The following is a 19,010-nucleotide window of genomic DNA, read 5'->3' as shown; positions in this document are numbered from 1 at the left end:
GCAGCACAGCCCACCCCCACAGACAGCCAACCCACCCCAACCAGCAGGAACCAACCGCCCCCACACCCACCCCGAACGACTTCGCCAGCAGAGTCTCCAGGCGCAGTTCCTCGCTCATCAGCTCGCTCTCCCGCAGCAGCGAGTCCTCCAGCGCGTCCGCGAGCCCGGCGAGGTCCGGCAGCCGGTGGGAGTCCTCCCGGAAGGCGCCCAGCAGCACCGAGACCGCCCCGACGGCGTGCAGCCCCTTGCCCCGTACGTCGGCGATCAGCCCGCGCACGCCGTACGGGGTGGTCTGCAGCGCGTACGCGTCCCCGCCGATCAGCGCCTCGTCCTGGGCGGCCCGGTAACAGGCCGCGACCGACAGCCGCCCCACCCGCGCGGGCGGCTCCGGCAGCACCGCCCGCTGCGCCGCCTCCGCCACCGACCGCACCCGCTCCAGCCGCCGCCCGTGCCGGGCCACCACGCGGTTCACCGCGACCCCGAGCAGCGCCGCGAACACCGTGTTCGCCAGCTCCAGGTATCCGGCGCCGGTCCCGATCGACCCGTCCCGGGTGGACAGCACCAGGATCCCGAGCACGACGGCCACCCCGACCGCGACGGTGTCCCGCAGCGCCAGCAGCGCACCCGCCAGCACGGCGGCGGCCGCCAGCATCGGATCGCCCCAGTAGTCGGTCGGATCCAGCGCGTTCCACACCAGCCCGCCGGCCGCCAGCAACCACGGCGCGACCCGCACGTACGGCGGCCACTGCACGGACCTCGGGGCCATCGGCGACCTGGCTTCCGTCTCACCACCATCCGGAAGGACTCCTTCCGATCGTAGCCACCGGCCCCCGGAGCCCGCACGGCGGCCGAGCACCCGGCCGAGGTGCGGGCCGGCTCACCCCCCGACGGTGAACCGCCCCGCGCCGGACCCCGTCAGCAGCCCCTGCGGGATCCGGCGCCCGTAGGCCACCAGCAGCAGGTGCTCCGCCCGTCCCTCCACGGTCGCCTGCCCCTCGCCGTACGACCAGGCGGTGTCCGTCGCCATCAGCCGGAGGCCGTCCAGCTCGGCCCCGAAGAAGCGCAGACCGCGCGGGGTGAGGGCGGTCAGCAGGGCGCGCACCCGGGGCAGCGGGAGCCGGGTAGGCAGGCCGAGCGCCACGGTGACGTCGAGACCGTGGACGGCGTCGTGGGCGAGGGCCGCGATCCGGCCACCGACGGGCGGGCGCCAGGGGTGGTCGGCGTGGTCGGCCAGGGCGGCGACGAGTTCGCGCTCGCCCATGGCGGCGGCGTCGCGGCGGGCGATCCGGTCGGCCATGCGGTGGACGTTGCCGCCGGAGCGGGCCAGTTCGAGGACGGTGCGCGCCGTCGAGTGCCGGAAGCCGGTGCTCATGTGCGCGGCCACCTCACGTACCCGCCAACCCCCGCACAGCGAAGGCGAGTTCCACTGCTCCGGAGTGAGGGAGGCGAACACCCCGGCGAGTTCACGGCGCTCGGCCGCGATCTGCTCGCGGATCCAGTGGATCCGCTCGGTGTCCCGGCCCCGCCCGGTGTCCCGGTCCTGCCCGGTGTGGCGGTCCTGCCCGGTGTGGCGGTCCTGCCCGGTGTACTGGTTCTGCGGCGCGGTTTCCATGCGTCCAGCCTGCGGCCGGAACCGTACGCCCGTCCAAGGCCGGGAAGTTCTGACACCTATGATCGGGAGTTATGGAACTGCGGCAGCTCCGGTACTTCGTCACCGTCGCCCAGCAGGGCAGCTTCACCCGGGCCGCACGGCTGCTGCACCTGACCCAGCCCGGGGTGAGCTCCCAGATCCGGCAGCTGGAGCGGGAGCTGGGCCACCGGCTGCTCGACCGATCGGGCCGCACCGTACGGCTCACGCCCGCCGGTGAGGCGGTGCTGCCGCACGCCCGGGCCGCGCTCGCCTCCGCGGCCGCGGTCCGCAGCACGGCCCAGGAGTTCGACGGGCTGCGGCGCGGGCACGTGCGGCTGGGCATGGTCGCCGGGGCGGCCCTGACTCCGCCGTCCGCGCTGGGGACCTTCCCCGGGCTCGCCACGACCCTCGCGGCGTTCCGCCAGGAGCACCCCTGCGTCGACTTCTCGCTCACCGAGGACACCACCGCACGGATGCTCTCCGCCCTGCGCGACGGCCGGCTGGACCTCGCCGTCCTCGGCCTGCCCACCCCGGCGAGCGGACGGGAGGGGGACGACGGCTGGTCGTCGCTGGCCGGGCTCGCGCTGCACACGGTGCTGGAGGTTCCGCTGGTCGCGGCCTGCGCGGTGGACCACCCGCTCGCGGAAGGCGCGGGCACGGACTCGGGCGTGGGGACGGGCGCGGGCCCTTCCGGCGGCTCCGGCGACACCACCCCCGACCCCGACCCCGACCCCGACCCCGACCGGAGCGCTCTCCCACCCGGCGCTCTCCCACCCGGCGCCCTTCCGGTCTCACCGCTTCCGGTCTCGCCCCTTCCGGTCTCCGCGCTCCCGGTCTCCGCGCTCGCCGGGCACCCGCTGGTGAGCACCCCGCGCGGCACCGGCCTGCGCACCGCGCTGGAGCGCGCCCTGACCGAAGCCGGTGTCGAACCGGCGGTCGGTGTCGAGGCCGCCGCCCCACCGCAGTTGGCCGAGCTCGCCGCGCACGGTCTGGGTGTCGCCGTACTGCCGGACCCGGGCCCGCTGCCCGGCCTGCGCGTGCGCCCGCTCGTCGGCCCCGTCCCCCGGGTCCGGATCGCGCTCGCCTGGCCGACCGGGCAGCCCTGCACTGCGCCGACCGCCGCCCTGGTGGCCCACCTGCGGCAGGCCTACCCCGGGCCGTCGGCCGCTCAGGCTCCGGCCGGCACCGCCGCGCCGTCGGCGATGTGCAGCAGCCCGGCCGCACCGTCGAGGACCTCCCGGTCGAGCGGGAAGTAGCCCTGCCGCGGAACGGTGTCGGTACGCACCCGGCTGTCGGCCGGCAGCCCGGTGTCCGTCAACTCCCAGACCGCGGTGCGCTCCTGCAGGTGGGCCTCGTACGTGCCCGGCGCCGGTTCGGCCAGCCCGATCGCCGCGCTGCGCCCCAGGCTCCCGGCGACGAAGGCGTACCGGTCACCCAGCAGCGAGTCCAGGATCCGGCCGGCGCCGGTCCACCGGCAGTCCAGCTCGCCCAGCGCCCAGGCGCTCGGGTTCCGTTGCAGGTGCAGGTTGTGGGAGAAGACCAGGGTCGGTCCGCGCCGGGCCTCGATCGCGCGGATGTCGAGCAGGTTCTGCGCCATCAGCGCGTCCCGCACCCCGGACAGGGCGCCGATCCGTTCGCTCGGGGTGAGCCCGCGGACCGCCGCCCGGGCGTGGTAGCGCAGCAGGCCGATCCCCGCGGTCAGCCGGGCGCGGGTCTCGAACCACGCGGCGGGCGAGGTCGCGGCGATCAGTTCCGGTGCCCGCATGTGGAGTTGGAGGAGGAGGTCGTCGGCGAGGCAGCGCAGCCGCACGGCCCCGGCGGAGTCGCCCGGCGACTGCTCCGGGTCCAGCACCGCCTCCGTGCGGCTCCACCACTCGTCCTCGCCCGCCACCGCGGCGATGTCGAGGTCCGACCGCAGGTAGTCACGGGCGTGTTCGAGGTAGCGGCGCGGGCTGGGGGCCATGGTGGTCTCGGTCGGCAGGTCGAAGCCGTGACAGGCCAGTCGCTCGACGGGCGGCCGCTCCCGGTTGAACTCCCGCATCCAGGCGACGAGTCGGCGGTTGGGATCGAGTTCCCCGAAGCCGTGGGTGAAGCCGTCCCGCATCACCGGGTCGAGGGTGCCGACACCTTCCCGGACGTAGGCGTCCACCGCGAACGCGGCCACCCGGTCGGTCTCCAGGGCGATCGACCGGAAGCCCCGGTCGACCAGCCGGGCGAACAGCTCGTTGCGGACCCACCCGAAGGCCGGCTCCTGGTGCGTCGGCTCGCCGAGGCCCAGAAGCTCGCACGCCGGGGTGACGAAGTCATGCATGTCCTGGTTCATGGACCTCAAGCGTATCCTTGAAGGAACGGTTGAAACTTCGCCCACCGGCAAGGCCCTGCCGCCACCGAAAGCCTCAAACAGCCCCTGGACGACCGATCGGTTTCCGAAGGCTCTCCCCCGGACCGGAACGGGAGACGACCACCATGCGACCCGCCGACCTCGCACGCGAGCACGGCATCTCGACCCAGGCGATCCGCAACTACGAGCGCGACGGCTGCCTCCCGGCCGCCGAGCGCACCCCCACCGGGTACCGGATCTACACCGGGCTGCACGCGGCCGCCCTGCGCGCCTTCCTCGCCCTCGTCCCGGCCTTCGGACGCGCGACCGCCGGCGCGGTCATGACGGCCGTCCACGCCGACCGGCTCGACGACGCGCTCACCGAACTCGACCGCGGACACGCCCAGTTGCTGCGCGACCGGGAGACCCTCGCCACCGTCCGCGAGGCCGTCGGCCACCTCACCGGAGGCACCGCGGCCGGAACCGGCCTGCCCGCCCCGCCCGGGCCCCGCTCCGTCGGCGAGGTCGCGCACCGGCTCGGCGTCACCCCCGCGACCCTGCGGGCCTGGGAGGCCGCCGGAATCATCACCCCCGACCGGGACCGCACCACCGGCCACCGCCGCTACCTCCCGGCCGACGTCCGCGACGCCGAACTCGCCCACCTGCTCCGCCGGGGCGGCTACCTGCTGGACCACATCGCCACCGTGCTGCGGCAGATCCGCGCGGCGGGCGGCACCGGCGAGCCGGCCGCCGCCCTCGACGGCTGGCAGCAGCGGCTCACCGCGCGCGGCCTGGCGATGCTCACCGCCTCGGCCCGGCTCGACGACTACCTGACGCTGCGCTCCGAACCGCCCCGGCGGGCCTGATCCCGGCGCCCGAACCTCCTCGACGCGCTTGACCTCAAGGCCACTCGAGGTCCCAGAGTGGCCCGCATGGACACCGGAACCGCGACCCACGATCCCGCCGACGTCGCCGCCATCGAACAGGTGGTGGCCGCCGTCGAGCACGCCCAGCGCACCAAGGACCCCGACGCCTTCCTCGCCCTTTTCCACCCCGAGGCGCTCTGGACCACCGCCCACGGCAAGGTCCTCCTCGGCCTGGACGCCATCGCCGAGTTCACCCGCGCCGTCCTGCCCGCCGCGACCTGGGACGGCGAGGTCACGTACGAGCCCGTGCACATCCGCTTCCTCCGGCCCGACGTGGCCGCCGTCAAGGTCCGCCAGGTCTACGGCCCCGCGGGCGGCGGGTCGACGGACGATGGGTCGACGGACGGCGGCCCGGCGGACGGCGGGTCGCAGGGAACGCCGCTGTACGTCATGACCAGGCAGGACGACGGGCGGTGGCTGCTGCACGCCTGCCAGAACACCGGCGTGCTCGCCGGGTAGGCCGCCGTCCGCCGTCCGTCGTCCGCCGTCCGTCGCCCCGCCGCCCGGCAGGGCCGCCCCGTCCGCCCCGCCGCCCGGTCGTGCCGGGCGGCGTCACCGCCGCGGGCCGGGTTCAGACCCGGGTGAGACGGGTGACGCGGGCGGCGGTCCCGTCCGCGAGCGCGCCCGGCGGCTCCTGGTCCGGGCGTTCGGGGGCGGCGAGCAGGATGGAGCGCTGCAGCCTTCGCAGCGCCGCGGACGGCTCCATGCCCAACTCCCGTACCAGGGTGTTCCGCAGGCGCTGGTACGCCTCCAGTGCCTCGCCCCGGCGGCCGGAGCGGTGCAGCGCGATCATGTACTGGCCGTGCAGGCTCTCGTGGGTGCGGTAGCGGTCGACCAGGACGGTGAGTTCGGCCAGCAGCACCCGGTGCCGGCCCAGCCGCAGGTCCGCCTCGATCCGCTGGTCCAGCGCGCAGAGCCTGGTCTCCTCCAACCGCTTGGCCTCGACGGCGAGTTGGCCGCCGACCGGCACGTCGGCGAAGGCCGGACCGCGCCACAGCGCGAGCGCCTCGCCCAACTGGCGGGCGGCGAGCGGGAAGTCACTCCCGTCCATGGCGCGGTAGCCGCGCCCGGCGAGGCGGTCGAACTCCTGGAGGTCGACCAGCCCGCCGCCGCTGTTCAGCATGTAGCCGCCGGCCGAGGTGACCAGGACGTCCTTCGCGCAGGAGGCCCCCGGGCCGCCCTCGTTCCGGGCGAGCGCCCGATCGATGAGGTCCCGCAGTTGGAGCACGTACGTCTGCACGGTGGTGCGCGCACTGCGCGGCGGACGGCCGGACCAGAGTTCCTCGGCGAGGACGCTCGCCGGAACCACCTGGTCGGCCCGTAACGCCAGTAGTGCGAGCACCTGTCGAGGCTTCGGCGCCGACGGCACCACCGACACCCCGCACAGTCGGACCTCCAAGGACCCCAGCACCCGGATCTCCACGACGACCACCCCACATCCAGACGGATCGGCGGCCCCGACGGCCGCCGGCCGGGCGGGTGCTCCGCTGCTCACCGTCCGCGTGGATCCATCGGAAGGTCGATCGAGCACCCGACGCCTATCCAAAAACAGGACAGACGGTTTGTCAATACAAAACCGACTGCGCTGTTTGTTTTTGGGCGGAGCACTAGCGCGAGGACGGGACACCGAACCGCCCGTCCGACCTCGAATCGCCCGGCGGGGCCCGCGAACCGGAGTCAGGAGCCGTCCGGCGCCGACGCCTCGCCCGGGGCCGGCACCTCGACCGCACCCGCCTCCGCCGCCCGGGCCGCCGCCAGTTCCGCGACCACCCGACCGCCCCGGTCCGCCGCGAGGTCGAGCGTGGCCAGCACCCCGGGCACCGCGATGGCGGGCATCAGATGCTGGTACAGCGCGGCGATCCGGCGCTCGAGGTCCGCCCGGCCGGACATCTTCTGGGACTGGATCTGCACCCCGGCCCAGGCCCCGGTGACCAGCCGCGCCGTCTCGGCGGGCACCACCTGGGGCAGCAGCTCCCCGCGCCGGCCGGCCGCCTCCAGCGCACTCTCGGCCCGCCGGGCCCAACCGGGCCCCGCGCCGCCGCCGAATTCGCCGAACACGTCCTGGCCGAGCGAGAGCCGCGCCCCCGCGCTCAGTACCGGGTCGCGCGGCATGAGGTGGGCGACCACCATCCCGAGGTCCACGAACTCCTGGAGCTTGCAGTGGCGTTCGGGAATCTCGTCACGGCCGAACTGCTCCTCGACGACGCCCTGGGCGAGCTCCCGCTTGGAGGCGAAGTGGAAGTACACCGCGCCGCGGGTCACCCCGGCGCGTGCCACCACCTCGCCGATGGTCGCCCGCTCGTACCCGCACTCGTCGAAGACCGACGCCGCCGCCTCCAGGATCAGCCGACGCGTCCGGACGGCCCGCTCCTGCCTCACCACCGCAACCACCCCACCCGAAACGCTTGGCAAAGAAAACCAAACACCCCGTATCTTACCCGGCGCAGCCGACGAAGATCCTTGTCTCGCGGATCGCTGAGGCCGTCCTCGAGCGAACCAAAACCGCATAGACGGTACGAGACGAACAGATGACCGACATCTCACCGCGAGGCCCCTTAACCGGAATGGCAACTACCACTTCCAATGGAGGGGTGGCGAACGGCCGCACAAGAGTAATGAACCTGTCAAGTTTTCCCGTCAATATCTCCACAGGTCAAACAGGGGAGCCCGAGGATCCGATCTCCGGGCGGTGATCCACACCCACCCACCGTGCCCGCCCGACCACGCTCGGCCGCCGACGAACCTTTGTTCTGGCTCCTTGAAAACCAAACCGGTAGGTACGTATCTTACGAGCCCTGAGCAGCCCACCCCGCCCGCACGGCCCTTTGGAGCGCTCCCCATGACTCTGCTCGCCTTCCGCACGCCTGCCCCCGCCACCACCGCCGGCACGGGCTCCGGGACGCTCCCGGGCCCGACCGCGGCAGCGGCCCCGGCGCCACGCCTGACCAGCACCGTCGCCAAGGAGTACGTCCACCGCGCCTGCCACGCCGAGGTCTTCCTCACCGGCAGCGAAGAACTGATCGACGGCACCTTCGCCGTCACCGCGCAGTGGCCGCGGGCCCACACCTTCTTCAGCACTCCGGACGGCACCCGGCACGACCCGATCCAGGCTGCTGAAACGATCCGCCAGGTCGGGCTCTACCTCGCCCACACCCGATTCGGCGTACCTCTCGATCACCGGTTCATGATGTGGAGCCTCGACTACACCACCCGGCCGCGCCAGCTGCTGATCGGCGCGGCCCCCACCGACCTCAACCTGGAAGTCCGGCTCCTCGCCCGGCCCCGCCGCTCCGGCACCACGATCGACTTCACGCTGGAGACCGTCATCCGCAGGGGCCCGCAGCCGGCCGCCACCGGAGGCACCCGCTTCACCACCGTCCCGGACTCCACCTACCAACGGCTGCGCCGGGGACGCCACCACGCCGAACAGCCGTCCGCGCCGGCCGTCACCGCCGAGCCGCTGCCGCCGGGCCGGGTCGGTCGGCTCCGCCCGTGCGACGTCGTGCTGACCCCGGCGGACGCCCCCGGAAGCTGGCACCTCACCCCCGACTTCTGGCACCCGATCCTCTTCGACCACGCCGGCGACCACATCCCGGGCATGGTGCTGCTGGAAGCGGCCCGGCAGGCGGCCAACGCGCTGAGCAGCCCGGTCACCGTCACCCCGACCGCCGCGGCCACCACCTTCCACCAGTACGCCGAACACGACGCGCCCACCACGATCACCGCCCGGCACACCCCCGGCGAGGACCCGGACGCCCTCACCACCACGGTGACCGGCCACCAGCACGGTGAGCCGATCTTCACCACCGTGATCACCGGCCACCCGGACCACCGCTGACCCGACGGCCGCCGCACCGACCGGGCAGCCGGTACGGCCCGAGCCGCGGTCCGCGCCCGCCGGAGCACCGGACGCCCCCACCACCCACCGCACCACCCACTGCGCTCCGCCCATCGCTCAACCCCCCGCACCACCCGACGGCCCGCCCGACCACCCCGGTCCGGCGGGCCGTCCACGATCCGCACCCGGACGGTCCGGGCCGTCCCCCTGCCGACGACACCCACCGGGCAGCACCACCGGCCCCCGCCGGCTCCCGCCGGCCGAACACCGTCGGAACACCCCGGTTCCGGGCTGGCACCGGGGCGAACACCTGCGCGAGGATGTCAGCCCCTGGATCCGCTGCCCACAGGAGCACGCCGTGAGTGAAGTCGCTGCGCAGCAGAACGAGTTGATACGGCTGGCCGACCGCCCCGGCACCGACGACTCCCCCGGCCGCCACGGCCGGACCGGCGGCCGGAACATCCGGGTGCGGGTCCTCGGGCGCCACGCGCCGGGCTCGCTGCTCGGACACGACTGGCTGGACTGCGAGATCACCGTCACCGCGGACTCGGTGCACGGGCAGTTCGTCACGCTCGTGACCGACCGCCACCTCCGGCAGTGGGAGACGGCCTTGGAGCGACTCGGGCGCGGGTGCGCGGTCCGCTGGCTGGACGAGGAGCACGGACCGGAGCTGCGGATCGAACCCGGGCGGCCGGGCGGGCTCTGGGTGACCGTCTCCGACGCGGAGGAGTCGGGCGTCACGCTCCGCGTCGTGATCTCCCCCGCACCGGGCTGGCTGGACGAGCAGCGCACCCTGCTCGGGCTCGTCCGGGACGCCTACCCGGCCGAGGTGGTCGAACCTTCCCCGGGCGTCCACGCCTGGCGCGAGAGCCCGACCGGGGAGAGCCTTTCCGGGAAGAGACCGCTCGGGCCCCGCGCGATCTGACCTTTCGTCACGTCCGTTGCGGCGAGGGAACTCCCAGCCGCCCGAGCGAGCGGTCCGGCGCGGTGAGGAGGAGGAGCAGGGCCGCACCGCCGAGCATGAACAACGCGAGGTGGTGCAGCCCGCCCGTGGTGGCGCCGTGCGGGAAGAAGGCCGCGTTCGCGGCCGAGGCCGCCATGGCGCCGAGGTACATGAAGGTGCGCAGCAGCCCGGCCGCCGAGGCGATGGCGGCCGGTTCCGCCTGGTGGTAGAGGGCGGTCTGGGTGCCGAGGCCGATCAGCCCCTGTGCGACGCCCGCCAGCACGCCGACTCCGATCAGCAGGGCGCCCGGACTGTTCGCGCGCACCAGCAGCAGGGCGGCGCAGGCCGCGATCTGGCAGACGGAACCGACCAGCAGCTTGCCGCGCACCCCCGGGCTGCGGCCGCTGAGCCCGGCGGTCGTGAGCGCGGCCACCGAGAGCGGCAGCAGCACGAGCCCGGCGGTGGCGGCCGAGAGGCCGCGCCCCTCCTCCAGCCACTGGGTGTAGCCGTAGAGGAAGGCGTAGATGGCGGTGAAGCCGAGGACCTGGCGCAGGTACGTGGCGATCAGCGGGCGGTTGGCGGCAAGCGCCCGCAGGTCGATGAAGGGGGTCGCGGCCCGCCGCTCGCGGACGGCGAAGGCGACCGCGGCCAGGGCGGTGAGCACCAGCAGGTACCAGCGCGCCGGGTCGGGCTTCATCAGGAACAGCATCAGGGCGAGCAGGAGGACCGCGAACAGGGCGATCCCGGCGTGGTCGAGCCGCCCCGGGCCGCCGGGGCCGCGGCGGTGACCGGAGCCGCCCGAGCGGTCGGGGCGCTCGGGGCGCTCCGGGCGCTCCGGGTGCTCTGGGCCGTCGCCGTTCCCGGAGCTGCGTTCCGGGCCGCGCTCGGCGACGGGCAGCCGGACAGCACCGAACACCAGACAGGCCAGCGACAGCGGGACGTTGACGGCGAAGACGGTCCGCCAGCCGCCCGCGCCGATCAGCAGCCCGCCGAGGGTGGGTCCGACCACCGCGACGGTCTGGTTGGCGACGGCCAGGACGGTCAGCACCCCGGTGGGGCTGGACTGCCCGGTCCGCTCGGCCTCACTGCGGGTCAGGTGCATGGCGGCGGGGTAGGCGGCGGAGGTGCCCAGCCCGAGCAGCACCCGGGCGGCGATCAGCAGCCCGAGCGACGGGGCGAGCGCACCGAGCAGTCCGGCGACGCCGACCAGGGCCGTTCCCGCGAGGTAGAGCCGGCGCGGGCCGTGGGTGTCCACCAGCCGCCCGAGCACCGGCTGGCCGACCGCGGTGGCCAGGTAGAGCGCGGTGACCAGCCAGGCGGTCTCGGCGGGCGGCGCGCCGAAGGCGACGCCCACGGGCACCAGGGCCACCGCGATCATCGAGGAGTTGATCGGGTTGAGCACGGAGCCCAGCACCATCGGCGCGAGCAGCCGGCGGTCGAACCCGCCCGCCGGAGCGGGCCGCTGACGGCGCGACCGGAGCCGGGCCAGCAGGGCGGCGGGGCCCGCCGTCACCGGTTCAGCCGGTCCATCAGGGCCAGCGCCTCCAGCACGGTGGCGCGCTCGGCCTCGGTGTAGTGCTCCGCCATGGCCCGGGACAGCCATTCCTGGCGGGCCTGACGACGGTCCGCGACCTGGGCCAGGCCGGCCTCGGTGAGGCTGACCACCTGACGGCGGCCGTCCTCGGGGTCCGGGCGCCGCCCGACCAGTCCCTGCTGCTCCAGCGCGGCGAGGGTGGCGGCCATCGACTGCGGACGGACCCGCTCGGCGGCGGCCAGCGCGCTGGCGGAGGCCGGACCGTCGCCGATCAGTCTGCTGAGCACCGCGGTCTGGGAGGGGGTCAGGTCACTGGCGCCGCCCGCCTCCCGGAGGGTGCGGCGCAGCCGGCTGTAGACGGCGCGCAGCTCACGGGCGGCCAGGGCCGCGCTGTCGGGGACCACGGGATCGGCAGGCTCGGCGGGCGAGGTGGGCGCGGCGGACTCGCCGGGAGCGGCGGGCTCCATGAACCCGGCAGGGCCGGCCGGGACTTGACGGGCCGCGCCGGCGGCACGGGCGGTTCGCTTCTCGGTCACGGTTCCACGGTAATTTCATCAGTCTGGACTGTCCAGTCTGGACTGAAGAATTTCCCGGAGCCGCGGGCCCGGATAATGACGGCATGATCGACAAGCAGCTCCGCGTCGTCCTCGCCGAGGACTCGGTGATCCTCCGGGACGGCATGGTCGAACTCCTCACCGCCCGCGGGTGCGCCGTGGTCGCCACCGCCGGGACGGCGCCCGACCTGCTCGCCGCCGTCGCCGAGCACCGGCCCGACGTGGCCGTGGTGGACATCCGGATGCCGCCCACCCACACCGACGAGGGCATCAGGGCCGCCGTGGAGATCCGCGCCACCCTGCCGGAGGTCGGCATCCTGGTCTTCTCCCAGCACGTCGAGACCGCCTGGGCCGCCCGGCTGCTGGCCGACGGCGCCGCCGGCATCGGCTATCTGCTGAAGGAGCGGGTGGCCCGCACCTCCGAGTTCGTCGACGCCCTGCACCGGGTCGCCTCGGGCGGCACGGCGCTCGACCCTGAGATCGTCAACGGCCTGATGCACAGCGGACGGCGCAGCCTGGTCGACACGCTCACCCCGCGCGAGCGGGAGGTGCTGGAGCTGATGGCGCAGGGGCACTCCAACCGGTCGATCGCGGCACGGCTGGTGGTCTCGGAGCGGGCGGTGGAGAAGCACGTGGCCGCGGTGTTCGGCAAGTTCGACCTGCCCGCGACCGACGCCGACAACCGCCGGGTCAAGGCCGTACTCACCTACCTCGCGGAGGGCGGCGCCGCCTGAGGCCGCGGCCCCGCCGGCTCGACCCCGCCGGCTCGGCCCCGGCCGGCCCTCAGAGCCGGGCGGGCAGCTCGGCGCCGACCGCCGTCGGCCCGCCGGGCGGGCTGTCCACCCGCAGCATCCCGTCCACGGCCGCGAGCCGCTCGGCCAGACCGGCCAGACCGGTGCCCGCGCCGATCGCGGCGCCGCCGTGCCCGTCGTCACGCACGGTCAGCCGGACCCTGCCCCCGGCCGCGGTCACGCTCAGCTCCGCCGACCGCGCGCCGCTGTGCTTGGCCACATTGGTCAGCAGCTCGGCCGCGCAGAAGTAGACGGCCCGTTCGATCACCTCCTCCGGACGCTCCCGGAGGTCCAGGCGGACGTCGACCGGCACCGGCGAGGTGGCGGTCAACCCGGGCAGGGCCTCGGCCAGTCCGCCGTCCAGCGCCACCGGGTGGATGCCCCGGGTCAGCCGGCGCAGTCCGGTGATGGTGTCCTCGGTCTGCCCTCGGGCCCGGTCCACCAGGGCGCGCAGCCGCCCGAGGTCGGGCCCGCCCGAGCTGCCCGGGCCGCCCCCGGCCGCCGCCTCCCCGGTGGGCCCGCCCACCGCGGGCCCGTCCACGGCCGGCGCACCCGCCGCCAGCACGTCGTCGGCCAGCGACAGCGTGATGGCGAGCGCGACGAGCTGTGCCTGGGTGCCGTCGTGCAGGTCGCGCTCCAGGTGCCGCAGCCGGTCGGTGCTCTCGGCCAGCAGGGTGGCCCGGGCCTGCTCCAGCTGACGCACCCGCTGCTGCGAACGCGCCGGCCCGAGCAGGGTCCGCGCCAGCGTACGGTCCGCTGCGCCGAGCGCCCGTACCAGGGCGGGGACGACTACCAGCACCGCGAGGCCGACCGGGACCGCGCCCAGGTCCAGCAGGCCGATCGACCTCGGGCCCGGTTCCATCATCCGCACCCAGAACGGGAAGCCCATCAGCCAGACGCTGCCGAGCGGCAGCCCGACCACGGCCAGGAAGCCGAGCACGCCGAGCGGCAGCCGCAGCAGGAGGTAGAGCAGGGTGCGCCAGGCCACCGGGTCGGTCAGCACCACCCGGCCCCGGGCGAACACCCCGGACGGGCGCGGCAACGGCGGCGGCGCGGGCACCTCCTCCCCGAGCAGCCGTGCGACCAGCCGGCGGTGCGGCCCGCCGAGGCCCCTCGCCCCGCGCAGCGCGGCCACCACGAACGGCAGGCCCAGCACGGTGAGCGAGAGCAGCGCCCCCGCGTAGAGGACGGCGACGGCGTACACCCCACCGAGCACCCCGAGCGGCAACCCGAGCACCGCGAAGGCCAGTTCACCGCCGCGCACCGACCGGTACCGCCGTCCCTCAGCCACCGTCCACCTCACCCTTCACCCTTCACCCTTCACCCTTCACCTGCCGACCGGCCCCCAGCATCCACCAGGAACCACCGGAACCATCGCACCCACCTGCCCTTCCGTCCGCACGGCCCACCCGGACAGCCATCGCACCGACGCCGCGTCGTGCCATGTCTTCGTCCTCACCCCCGCTCCCCGCCCGTCGACTCCACCGCCGAGCCGCCGACCGCCCACAGCCCGGTGACCACGATCCCCGGCACCGTGAGTGCCGCAGCCCCCAGCACCACCCGGGCACAGGCGGCACCCGGCACCACCGGCACCACCGAACCCGTCACCGCCAGGCTGAAGGCACCCGATGCCGCGGCCGCCACCACCGCGCCCAGCAGCACCCCGATCGCCGTGGTCAGGAGCGCCTCCACGGAGAGCATCCGCAGCAGTTGCCGCCGCGTCGCCCCGACCAGGCGAAGCAGCGCGAACTCCCGGCGCCGGTCCGCAGTGAGCGCCACCAGGGTGTTGAGCGTGGACACCGCGGCGAAGCAGACCAGCAGCCCGAGCTCCGCCCCGCGCAGCCAGATGTCGCTCTCCGCGGTGACCGTGGTCGTGGCACCCGTAGCCCGGACGACGTGCTCGGCGGTGCCGGTCAGGACCAGCATGGTGCCGGAGAGCCCGACCAGCAGCGCGACCGGCACCACCGCGGAGGAGAGCCTGGCCGCGTAGCCGCGCAGGTTGGCGTCCGCCAGCCAGCCCGCCCGGGGCGCGAGCACCCGCGACGGGGCGCCGAGCACGGCAGCCAGCACCCGGGCCGCCACCGGCCCCAACAGTCCGACCGCGACCAGCAGCACCACCGAACCGAGCATCGAGGCCTGCCCCGCCTTGTCCAGTTCCCCGGCCGGCCGGGTCGCCGCCAGCCTCAGCAGCAGTCCGCCGCCCGCGAGCGCCGCCACCCCGGCGAGCAGCCGCGGCACTCCCGTCCGCCGCGGCCCGCCCACGCCCTCGCTCTGCGCGACGGCCGGAGCGGGCCGGGTGATCCTGCGGGCTGCCACGGCGGTGGCCGCCAGGCCGACCAGCAGCGCCACCCCGAGCCCGACGAGCGCCGGCACCGGCGTCCCCGGTATGCGCAGTCCGGGTGCGGCCATGCCGCGCCGCTGGAGCGCGGCGAGGAAGTCCCGGGCCGCGAGAAGGCCCACCAGGCCGCCCGGCACGGACACCAGCAGGACCGTCGCCGCCACCTGCGCGCGCACCACCCGCCGCACCTGGCGGGGTGTCGCCGCGACGGTGCGCAGCAGCGCCAGATCGCGGTGCTGCTGGCGGAGCGTGAAGCCCAGCGCGTTGACCACGACGAACAGCGCGACCAGGACGGCGATCTCGCCGAACGCCCCCGCGATCAGCACCAGGCCCGGCCCGGACGGCGCCGCCCGCGCCACCTCGGCCGGCGCCGTGACCTGGGCGGCGACGAGCGAGCCGAACAGCGTGACCGCCGCCACCGCCAGGAACAGCGCCGTTCCCAGCCCGGCGAAGGAGGCCGGACGGCGGCGGATCTGCCCCACCGACAGGCTCAGTACGGGACTGCTCATCGCCCTCACCCGCCCAGCCGGCTGAGCCGCTCGCCGACCTGTGCGGCCGTCGGACCGATCAGCTCGTCGACCAGCAGGCCGTCGGCCAGCAGCAGTACGCGGTCCGCGTACCCGGCGGCGACCGGGTCGTGGGTGACCATCACGCAGGTCTGCCCGTCGGCGTCGACACCCGCGCGCAACAGGCCGAGGACCTCCTGCCCGGTGGCCCGGTCCAACGCGCCGGTCGGCTCGTCGGCGAACAGCACCTCCGGCCGGGAGACCAGGGCCCGGGCTATCGCCACCCGCTGCTGCTGACCGCCCGACAGCTGCCCGGGCCGGTGCCGCTCCCGCCCGGCCAGCCCGACGCGCTCCAACGCCTCCCGCACCCTGGCCCGCTCGGGCGGCCGCCCGGCCAGCCGGCCGGGCAGCTCGACGTTCTGCGCGACCGTCATCGCGGGCATCAGGTTGAAGGCCTGGAACACGAACCCCACCCGGGTGCGCCGGAGCTCCGCCAGCCGGCGCTCGGGCAGCCCGGACACCTCGGTGTCGCCCCACCGCACGGTGCCCCTGGTCGGGCGGTCCATCCCGGCCAGGCAGTGCAGCAGGGTGGTCTTGCCGGAGCCCGAGGGGCCCATCACCGCCGTGAACGTCCCCGGTGCGAAGGCCGCCGACACCCCGCGCAGCGCCCGTACGGCCGCCGTGCCCCGTCCGTACTCCCGGTGCAGCCCGGCCGCGCTCAGGGCCGCGCCCGTCACCCCGTCGTGCGCCGCCATGGCGGCGGCAGTCGTCATCCCGTTCATGCCCTCCATCGTGGGCGTCCGGCGCGGCGATATCGATTGTGCTGGCACCCGAATCCGGGGTTCGGAAAACCGAACCCCGCAGGTGGTGCCACGTCCACCCGTCCCGGGCACGGGACGTCCGGTCGCCGGACGCCCGGTCGCGGATCGCCCGGTCGCGGATCGCCCCGGCCCCTGCCTCCCGGCGGGCCCGCCCGACGGGGGATCATGAGCCGGTGACCATCGACCTGCTGCCCGGCCACGGCGTTCGCCTGCCCGCCCCGCTGCCCGAGCTGCGCTTCGGCCTCACCGAGGCGCAGGTGCGCGCGCTGCTGGCCCCGCACGGCGAACTGCTCCCCGACGGGCTGCGGAGCACCTTCGTCTGCGGCTGCTCCTGGGCGCTGGCCTTCGAGCTGCCCGGGGTGGGCGTCACCCTCTGCGCGGACGACCACGACCGCCTCGGCACCGTCGTCGTCGGCCGGAACCCGAGCGACCCGCGGCCGCCCTGCCCGGTCGGCTACCACGGGATCGACCTGCTGGCCTGGCCCGCGCACGAACTCGTCGAGGCGCTGCGCGCCGAGGGCCTGCCGGTGCCGGACCCCGTCGGCGGCACTCTCCGCCACGGTCCGCTCTTCCTCCGTCGCGCGCCCGGTACCCGTCGCCGACCGGCCGCCCCGAGCCGCAAGCCGCGCCACGAGGAGCCGTTCGTCTTCGAATCCGCCTCCCTCCACGCGCCGGAGCCGGATCCCGTCCACCCGGTCGACCCCACCGGGGCCGTCGGGTGACCCCGTTCCCGACCGGCGACGGCTCCCCCGTCCCGGGCGCCCTGACCCACCAGGGCGCCCGGCGCACCCCGCAACCGCCCCCGCCCTTCACCCACCCGCCTCGCCCACCCGTTTCGCCCATCCGCCCGTCCGTCCGTCCACCCATCCGTCCATCCATCCGTCCAAGGGAGTTCACCATGACCACCACCCCCCTCACCGTCGCCGTCCTCGGCCCGGGCGGCGTCGGCGGACTGATCGCCGGGCTGCTCGCCCGCGACGGCCACCGGGTCGTCTGCCTGGCCGGGGAGGAGACCGCGGCCGTCATCGAGCGGGACGGACTGCGGGTCCGCAGCGCCCGGTTCGGCGAGTTCACCGCCCGGGTGGCGGCCGCGACCGAGTTGCGCGAGCCGGTCGACGCGGCGTTCGTCACGGTCAAGGAGACGGCGCTGGCCGCCGCACTCGACCGGATGCCCGCGCAGGCGCTCGGCACCGGGATCGTGGTGCCGCTACTCAACGGCCTGGACCACATGGCGCTGCTGCGCGAGCGCTACCCGGCCGGCCGAGTGGTGGCCGGCACGATCCGGGTCGAGACGGCCCGCACGGCGCCCGGGCGGATCGAGCACACCAGCCCCTTCGCCACCGTCGAACTCGGCGCGGGCGCCGAACCCGCCGCCCCTGTAACCGAGTTCGCCGAGCGGCTCCGGCACGCCGGGCTGGACGTCGCGCTGCGCGAGGACGAGACGGCGATGCTGTGGAGCAAGCTCTCCTTCCTCGCGCCGTTCGCGCTGCTCACCACCCGCCACGCGAGCGCGGTCGGCACCGTGCGCGGCGAGCACCGGGCCGAACTCCTCGCCGTGCTGGACGAGATCACCGCCGTCGCGCGGGCGGTCGGCGCTCCGGCGGACGCGCAGGCCCTGCTCGCCTCCTTCGACCGCGTCCCCGGGGCGATGAAGTCCTCGATGCAGCGCGACGTGGAGGCCGGCCGGCCCACCGAGCTGGACGCCATCGGCGGCGCCGTGCTGCGGGCGGCCGATGCCCACGCGGTGGCCGTCCCGACCATCGCCCGTCTGGTGCGCGACCTGTCCGGGCCCGCCTCCCGGTAGTCCGGACCGGCACCTGATGGAACGGCAGCCCCCTTTCTGAGCAAAGGGCAAAGACTTTCCCAAAGGTTCACCCGCGCTTCCGGAACCACCGCACGGCGGACCGGCGTTGAGTTACGACGGGAGGGATAGATACATGACAAGGAAGCCGTACCGCCTGGCCGCGACCATGCTCGCGCTGCTCCTCGCGGCCCCACTGCTCACCGCGTGCGACGCCGACAAGGCCCTGGACTGCGGGAAACTGGCGATCAGCCTCACCGGCGACGTCCAGGACCTCACGGACTCGGCGACCAACGTCGGCCAGCTCGCCGACGAGAACCGCCGCAACCACACCATCGAGGCCCTGAAGAAGGTCGCCGACGACGCCAAGAAGATCCGCCAGGACGGCGGGGACAAGATCGACGCGGCCGCGGACCGGCTCTCCAAGGCCGTCAGCACCGCCATCGACCAGGCCTCCAAGCACAAGCAGCCCGACTTCAAGCCGATCGCGGACGCCGCCGGCGACATCGGGAAGGCCTGCGCCGGATCCTGACGCCCGGGGGCACTCCCCGTCGCCCGCTCCACCGGCTCCCGGCCCGGGCCCACCGACCCGCGGCCGGGAGCACGCTGCCGCCCCGGGGTTACCGTCCCGTCGCCGGTGCCGCGGGCCCGGCCTGTCGCCGCCGCACCGGCCCCACCAGGCGGTAGGAATGGCACCGGACCGAACCGCACCCCGGAGGTACCGGTGAACCACCCGATCCTCGACCAGATCCAGGACCTGCGCGCCGCACTGGCGCCCGGCGACACCGCCCCGGCGCTGGTCGCCGCGCTCGCCGACGGCGCCGCACCGCGCTCCGCGCTGGCCGAACTCGCCGCCCAGCAGCTCCGGATCATCCGCTCCGACCGCCGCAGCCTGCTGCTGCTCGCGAGCCGCTGCGCGGACCGGCCGGTCAGCGCCTGGTTCGCCGTCCTGGCCGAGGGCGAGAGCGCCGCGCTGCGCACCCTGCCCGCGCTCGGCGCCGCCGTCGG

The 19,010-nt window shown here is 75.1% G+C and carries 18 protein-coding genes and 2 pseudogenes; 10 read left to right on the top strand and 10 right to left on the bottom strand.

The genetic code is table 11. The annotated features are described in order from the left end of the window. A pseudogene (locus tag AB0E96_RS24000) lies at window positions 1–766 on the bottom strand (serine/threonine-protein phosphatase); the annotation flags it as partial. Window positions 767–877: 111 nt separating this feature from the next. Beyond that, window positions 878–1,612 (bottom strand): maleylpyruvate isomerase family mycothiol-dependent enzyme, encoded by a 735-nt coding sequence (locus AB0E96_RS23995; RefSeq protein WP_359827190.1) that lies wholly within the window; start codon window positions 1,610–1,612, stop codon window positions 878–880. Window positions 1,613–1,683: 71 nt separating this feature from the next. On the opposite strand from AB0E96_RS23995, the gene AB0E96_RS23990 reads away from it, so the two are divergent. Then, on the top strand, window positions 1,684–2,886 hold the full coding sequence (locus tag AB0E96_RS23990; protein WP_359827188.1) for a LysR family transcriptional regulator: 1,203 nt from the start codon (window positions 1,684–1,686) through the stop codon (window positions 2,884–2,886). On the opposite strand, the gene AB0E96_RS23985 is transcribed toward AB0E96_RS23990, so the two are convergent. Further along, window positions 2,799–3,953, bottom strand: a complete 1,155-nt coding sequence (locus AB0E96_RS23985; RefSeq protein ID WP_359827185.1) for an erythromycin esterase family protein — start codon at window positions 3,951–3,953, stop codon at window positions 2,799–2,801. The genes AB0E96_RS23990 and AB0E96_RS23985 overlap by 88 nt on opposite strands. A gap of 143 nt (window positions 3,954–4,096) precedes the next feature. On the opposite strand from AB0E96_RS23985, the gene AB0E96_RS23980 reads away from it, so the two are divergent. Together AB0E96_RS23980 and AB0E96_RS23975 are read left to right on the top strand one after the other, a co-directional pair. Beyond that, entirely contained in the window at window positions 4,097–4,816 is a 720-nt protein-coding gene (locus AB0E96_RS23980; RefSeq protein ID WP_359827183.1) for a TioE family transcriptional regulator, read from the top strand. Between the two features lie 66 nt (window positions 4,817–4,882). Further along, entirely contained in the window at window positions 4,883–5,335 is a 453-nt protein-coding gene (locus AB0E96_RS23975) for an SgcJ/EcaC family oxidoreductase (protein ID WP_359827180.1), read from the top strand. Between the two features lie 112 nt (window positions 5,336–5,447). Here the strand turns inward: AB0E96_RS23975 and AB0E96_RS23970 are convergent, their stop codons facing one another. Next, complete coding sequence (locus AB0E96_RS23970; protein WP_359827199.1) at window positions 5,448–6,299, bottom strand: AfsR/SARP family transcriptional regulator; 852 nt, start codon at window positions 6,297–6,299, stop codon at window positions 5,448–5,450. 254 nt (window positions 6,300–6,553) lie between these two features. Further along, window positions 6,554–7,258: a ScbR family autoregulator-binding transcription factor gene (locus AB0E96_RS23965; protein ID WP_359827177.1), complete on the bottom strand. Its 705-nt coding sequence runs from the start codon at window positions 7,256–7,258 to the stop codon at window positions 6,554–6,556. A gap of 457 nt (window positions 7,259–7,715) precedes the next feature. On the opposite strand from AB0E96_RS23965, the gene AB0E96_RS23960 reads away from it, so the two are divergent. Further along, entirely contained in the window at window positions 7,716–8,714 is a 999-nt protein-coding gene (locus AB0E96_RS23960; RefSeq protein WP_359827175.1) for a ScbA/BarX family gamma-butyrolactone biosynthesis protein, read from the top strand. Between the two features lie 358 nt (window positions 8,715–9,072). Continuing rightward, entirely contained in the window at window positions 9,073–9,639 is a 567-nt protein-coding gene (locus tag AB0E96_RS23955) for a DUF5959 family protein (protein WP_359827172.1), read from the top strand. 7 nt (window positions 9,640–9,646) lie between these two features. On the opposite strand, the gene AB0E96_RS23950 is transcribed toward AB0E96_RS23955, so the two are convergent. Together AB0E96_RS23950 and AB0E96_RS23945 are read right to left on the bottom strand one after the other, a co-directional pair. Next, window positions 9,647–11,074, bottom strand: coding sequence for an MFS transporter (locus AB0E96_RS23950; protein ID WP_359827196.1), 1,428 nt, complete (start codon window positions 11,072–11,074; stop codon window positions 9,647–9,649). A gap of 92 nt (window positions 11,075–11,166) precedes the next feature. Next, window positions 11,167–11,727, bottom strand: coding sequence for a MarR family transcriptional regulator (locus AB0E96_RS23945; protein WP_359827169.1), 561 nt, complete (start codon window positions 11,725–11,727; stop codon window positions 11,167–11,169). An 83-nt stretch (window positions 11,728–11,810) separates the two neighbouring features. Between AB0E96_RS23945 and AB0E96_RS23940 the strand changes: the two genes are divergently transcribed. Then, window positions 11,811–12,479 carry a response regulator transcription factor gene (locus tag AB0E96_RS23940; RefSeq protein ID WP_359827166.1) on the top strand — a complete coding sequence of 223 codons (669 nt, stop codon included), beginning with the start codon at window positions 11,811–11,813 and terminating at the stop codon, window positions 12,477–12,479. Between the two features lie 49 nt (window positions 12,480–12,528). Here AB0E96_RS23940 and AB0E96_RS23935 read toward each other — a convergent pair whose 3' ends face one another. The 3 genes from AB0E96_RS23935 to AB0E96_RS23925 all read right to left on the bottom strand — a co-directional run bounded on the left by AB0E96_RS23935 (window position 12,529) and on the right by AB0E96_RS23925 (window position 16,135). Continuing rightward, the gene (locus tag AB0E96_RS23935; RefSeq protein ID WP_359827163.1) at window positions 12,529–13,827 is read right to left on the bottom strand and encodes a sensor domain-containing protein; all 1,299 of its coding nucleotides are present in this window, start codon (window positions 13,825–13,827) and stop codon (window positions 12,529–12,531) included. Between the two features lie 164 nt (window positions 13,828–13,991). After that, the gene (locus AB0E96_RS23930) at window positions 13,992–15,383 is read right to left on the bottom strand and encodes an FtsX-like permease family protein (protein ID WP_359827160.1); all 1,392 of its coding nucleotides are present in this window, start codon (window positions 15,381–15,383) and stop codon (window positions 13,992–13,994) included. A 5-nt stretch (window positions 15,384–15,388) separates the two neighbouring features. Beyond that, the gene (locus AB0E96_RS23925; protein WP_359827193.1) at window positions 15,389–16,135 is read right to left on the bottom strand and encodes an ABC transporter ATP-binding protein; all 747 of its coding nucleotides are present in this window, start codon (window positions 16,133–16,135) and stop codon (window positions 15,389–15,391) included. 239 nt (window positions 16,136–16,374) lie between these two features. Here AB0E96_RS23925 and AB0E96_RS23920 point away from each other — a divergent pair, with 239 nt between their 5' ends. The 4 genes and pseudogenes from AB0E96_RS23920 to AB0E96_RS23905 form a co-directional block, all read left to right on the top strand. Beyond that, on the top strand, window positions 16,375–16,923 hold the full coding sequence (locus AB0E96_RS23920; RefSeq protein WP_359827157.1) for a hypothetical protein: 549 nt from the start codon (window positions 16,375–16,377) through the stop codon (window positions 16,921–16,923). Window positions 16,924–17,099: 176 nt separating this feature from the next. Further along, window positions 17,100–18,005, top strand: coding sequence for a 2-dehydropantoate 2-reductase (locus AB0E96_RS23915; RefSeq protein ID WP_359827154.1), 906 nt, complete (start codon window positions 17,100–17,102; stop codon window positions 18,003–18,005). Between the two features lie 133 nt (window positions 18,006–18,138). Next, window positions 18,139–18,534 (top strand): hypothetical protein, encoded by a 396-nt coding sequence (locus AB0E96_RS23910; RefSeq protein WP_359827151.1) that lies wholly within the window; start codon window positions 18,139–18,141, stop codon window positions 18,532–18,534. A 192-nt stretch (window positions 18,535–18,726) separates the two neighbouring features. Continuing rightward, window positions 18,727–19,010: pseudogene (locus tag AB0E96_RS23905) on the top strand (transcriptional regulator); the annotation flags it as partial.

It is taken from the genome of Kitasatospora sp. NPDC036755, assembly GCF_040636595.1.
Classification (GTDB): domain Bacteria; phylum Actinomycetota; class Actinomycetes; order Streptomycetales; family Streptomycetaceae; genus Kitasatospora.
Note: the sequence above shows the minus strand (reverse complement) of the source record. Positions and strands in the feature narration are given on the sequence as shown.

What these genes read in the sequence shown, in the direction of transcription:
- AB0E96_RS23995 (WP_359827190.1), bottom strand. Translation starts at nt 1,612, where the DNA reads ATGGAAACCGCGCCGCAGAACCAGTACACCGGGCAGGACCGCCACACC.
- AB0E96_RS23990 (WP_359827188.1), top strand. Translation starts at nt 1,684, where the DNA reads ATGGAACTGCGGCAGCTCCGGTACTTCGTCACCGTCGCCCAGCAGGGC.
- AB0E96_RS23985 (WP_359827185.1), bottom strand. Translation starts at nt 3,953, where the DNA reads ATGAACCAGGACATGCATGACTTCGTCACCCCGGCGTGCGAGCTTCTG.
- AB0E96_RS23980 (WP_359827183.1), top strand. Translation starts at nt 4,097, where the DNA reads ATGCGACCCGCCGACCTCGCACGCGAGCACGGCATCTCGACCCAGGCG.
- AB0E96_RS23975 (WP_359827180.1), top strand. Translation starts at nt 4,883, where the DNA reads ATGGACACCGGAACCGCGACCCACGATCCCGCCGACGTCGCCGCCATC.
- AB0E96_RS23960 (WP_359827175.1), top strand. Translation starts at nt 7,716, where the DNA reads ATGACTCTGCTCGCCTTCCGCACGCCTGCCCCCGCCACCACCGCCGGC.
- AB0E96_RS23950 (WP_359827196.1), bottom strand. Translation starts at nt 11,074, where the DNA reads ATGGTGCTGGGCTCCGTGCTCAACCCGATCAACTCCTCGATGATCGCG.
- AB0E96_RS23940 (WP_359827166.1), top strand. Translation starts at nt 11,811, where the DNA reads ATGATCGACAAGCAGCTCCGCGTCGTCCTCGCCGAGGACTCGGTGATC.
- AB0E96_RS23930 (WP_359827160.1), bottom strand. Translation starts at nt 15,383, where the DNA reads ATGAGCAGTCCCGTACTGAGCCTGTCGGTGGGGCAGATCCGCCGCCGT.
- AB0E96_RS23925 (WP_359827193.1), bottom strand. Translation starts at nt 16,135, where the DNA reads ATGGCGGCGCACGACGGGGTGACGGGCGCGGCCCTGAGCGCGGCCGGG.
- AB0E96_RS23915 (WP_359827154.1), top strand. Translation starts at nt 17,100, where the DNA reads ATGACCACCACCCCCCTCACCGTCGCCGTCCTCGGCCCGGGCGGCGTC.
- AB0E96_RS23910 (WP_359827151.1), top strand. Translation starts at nt 18,139, where the DNA reads ATGACAAGGAAGCCGTACCGCCTGGCCGCGACCATGCTCGCGCTGCTC.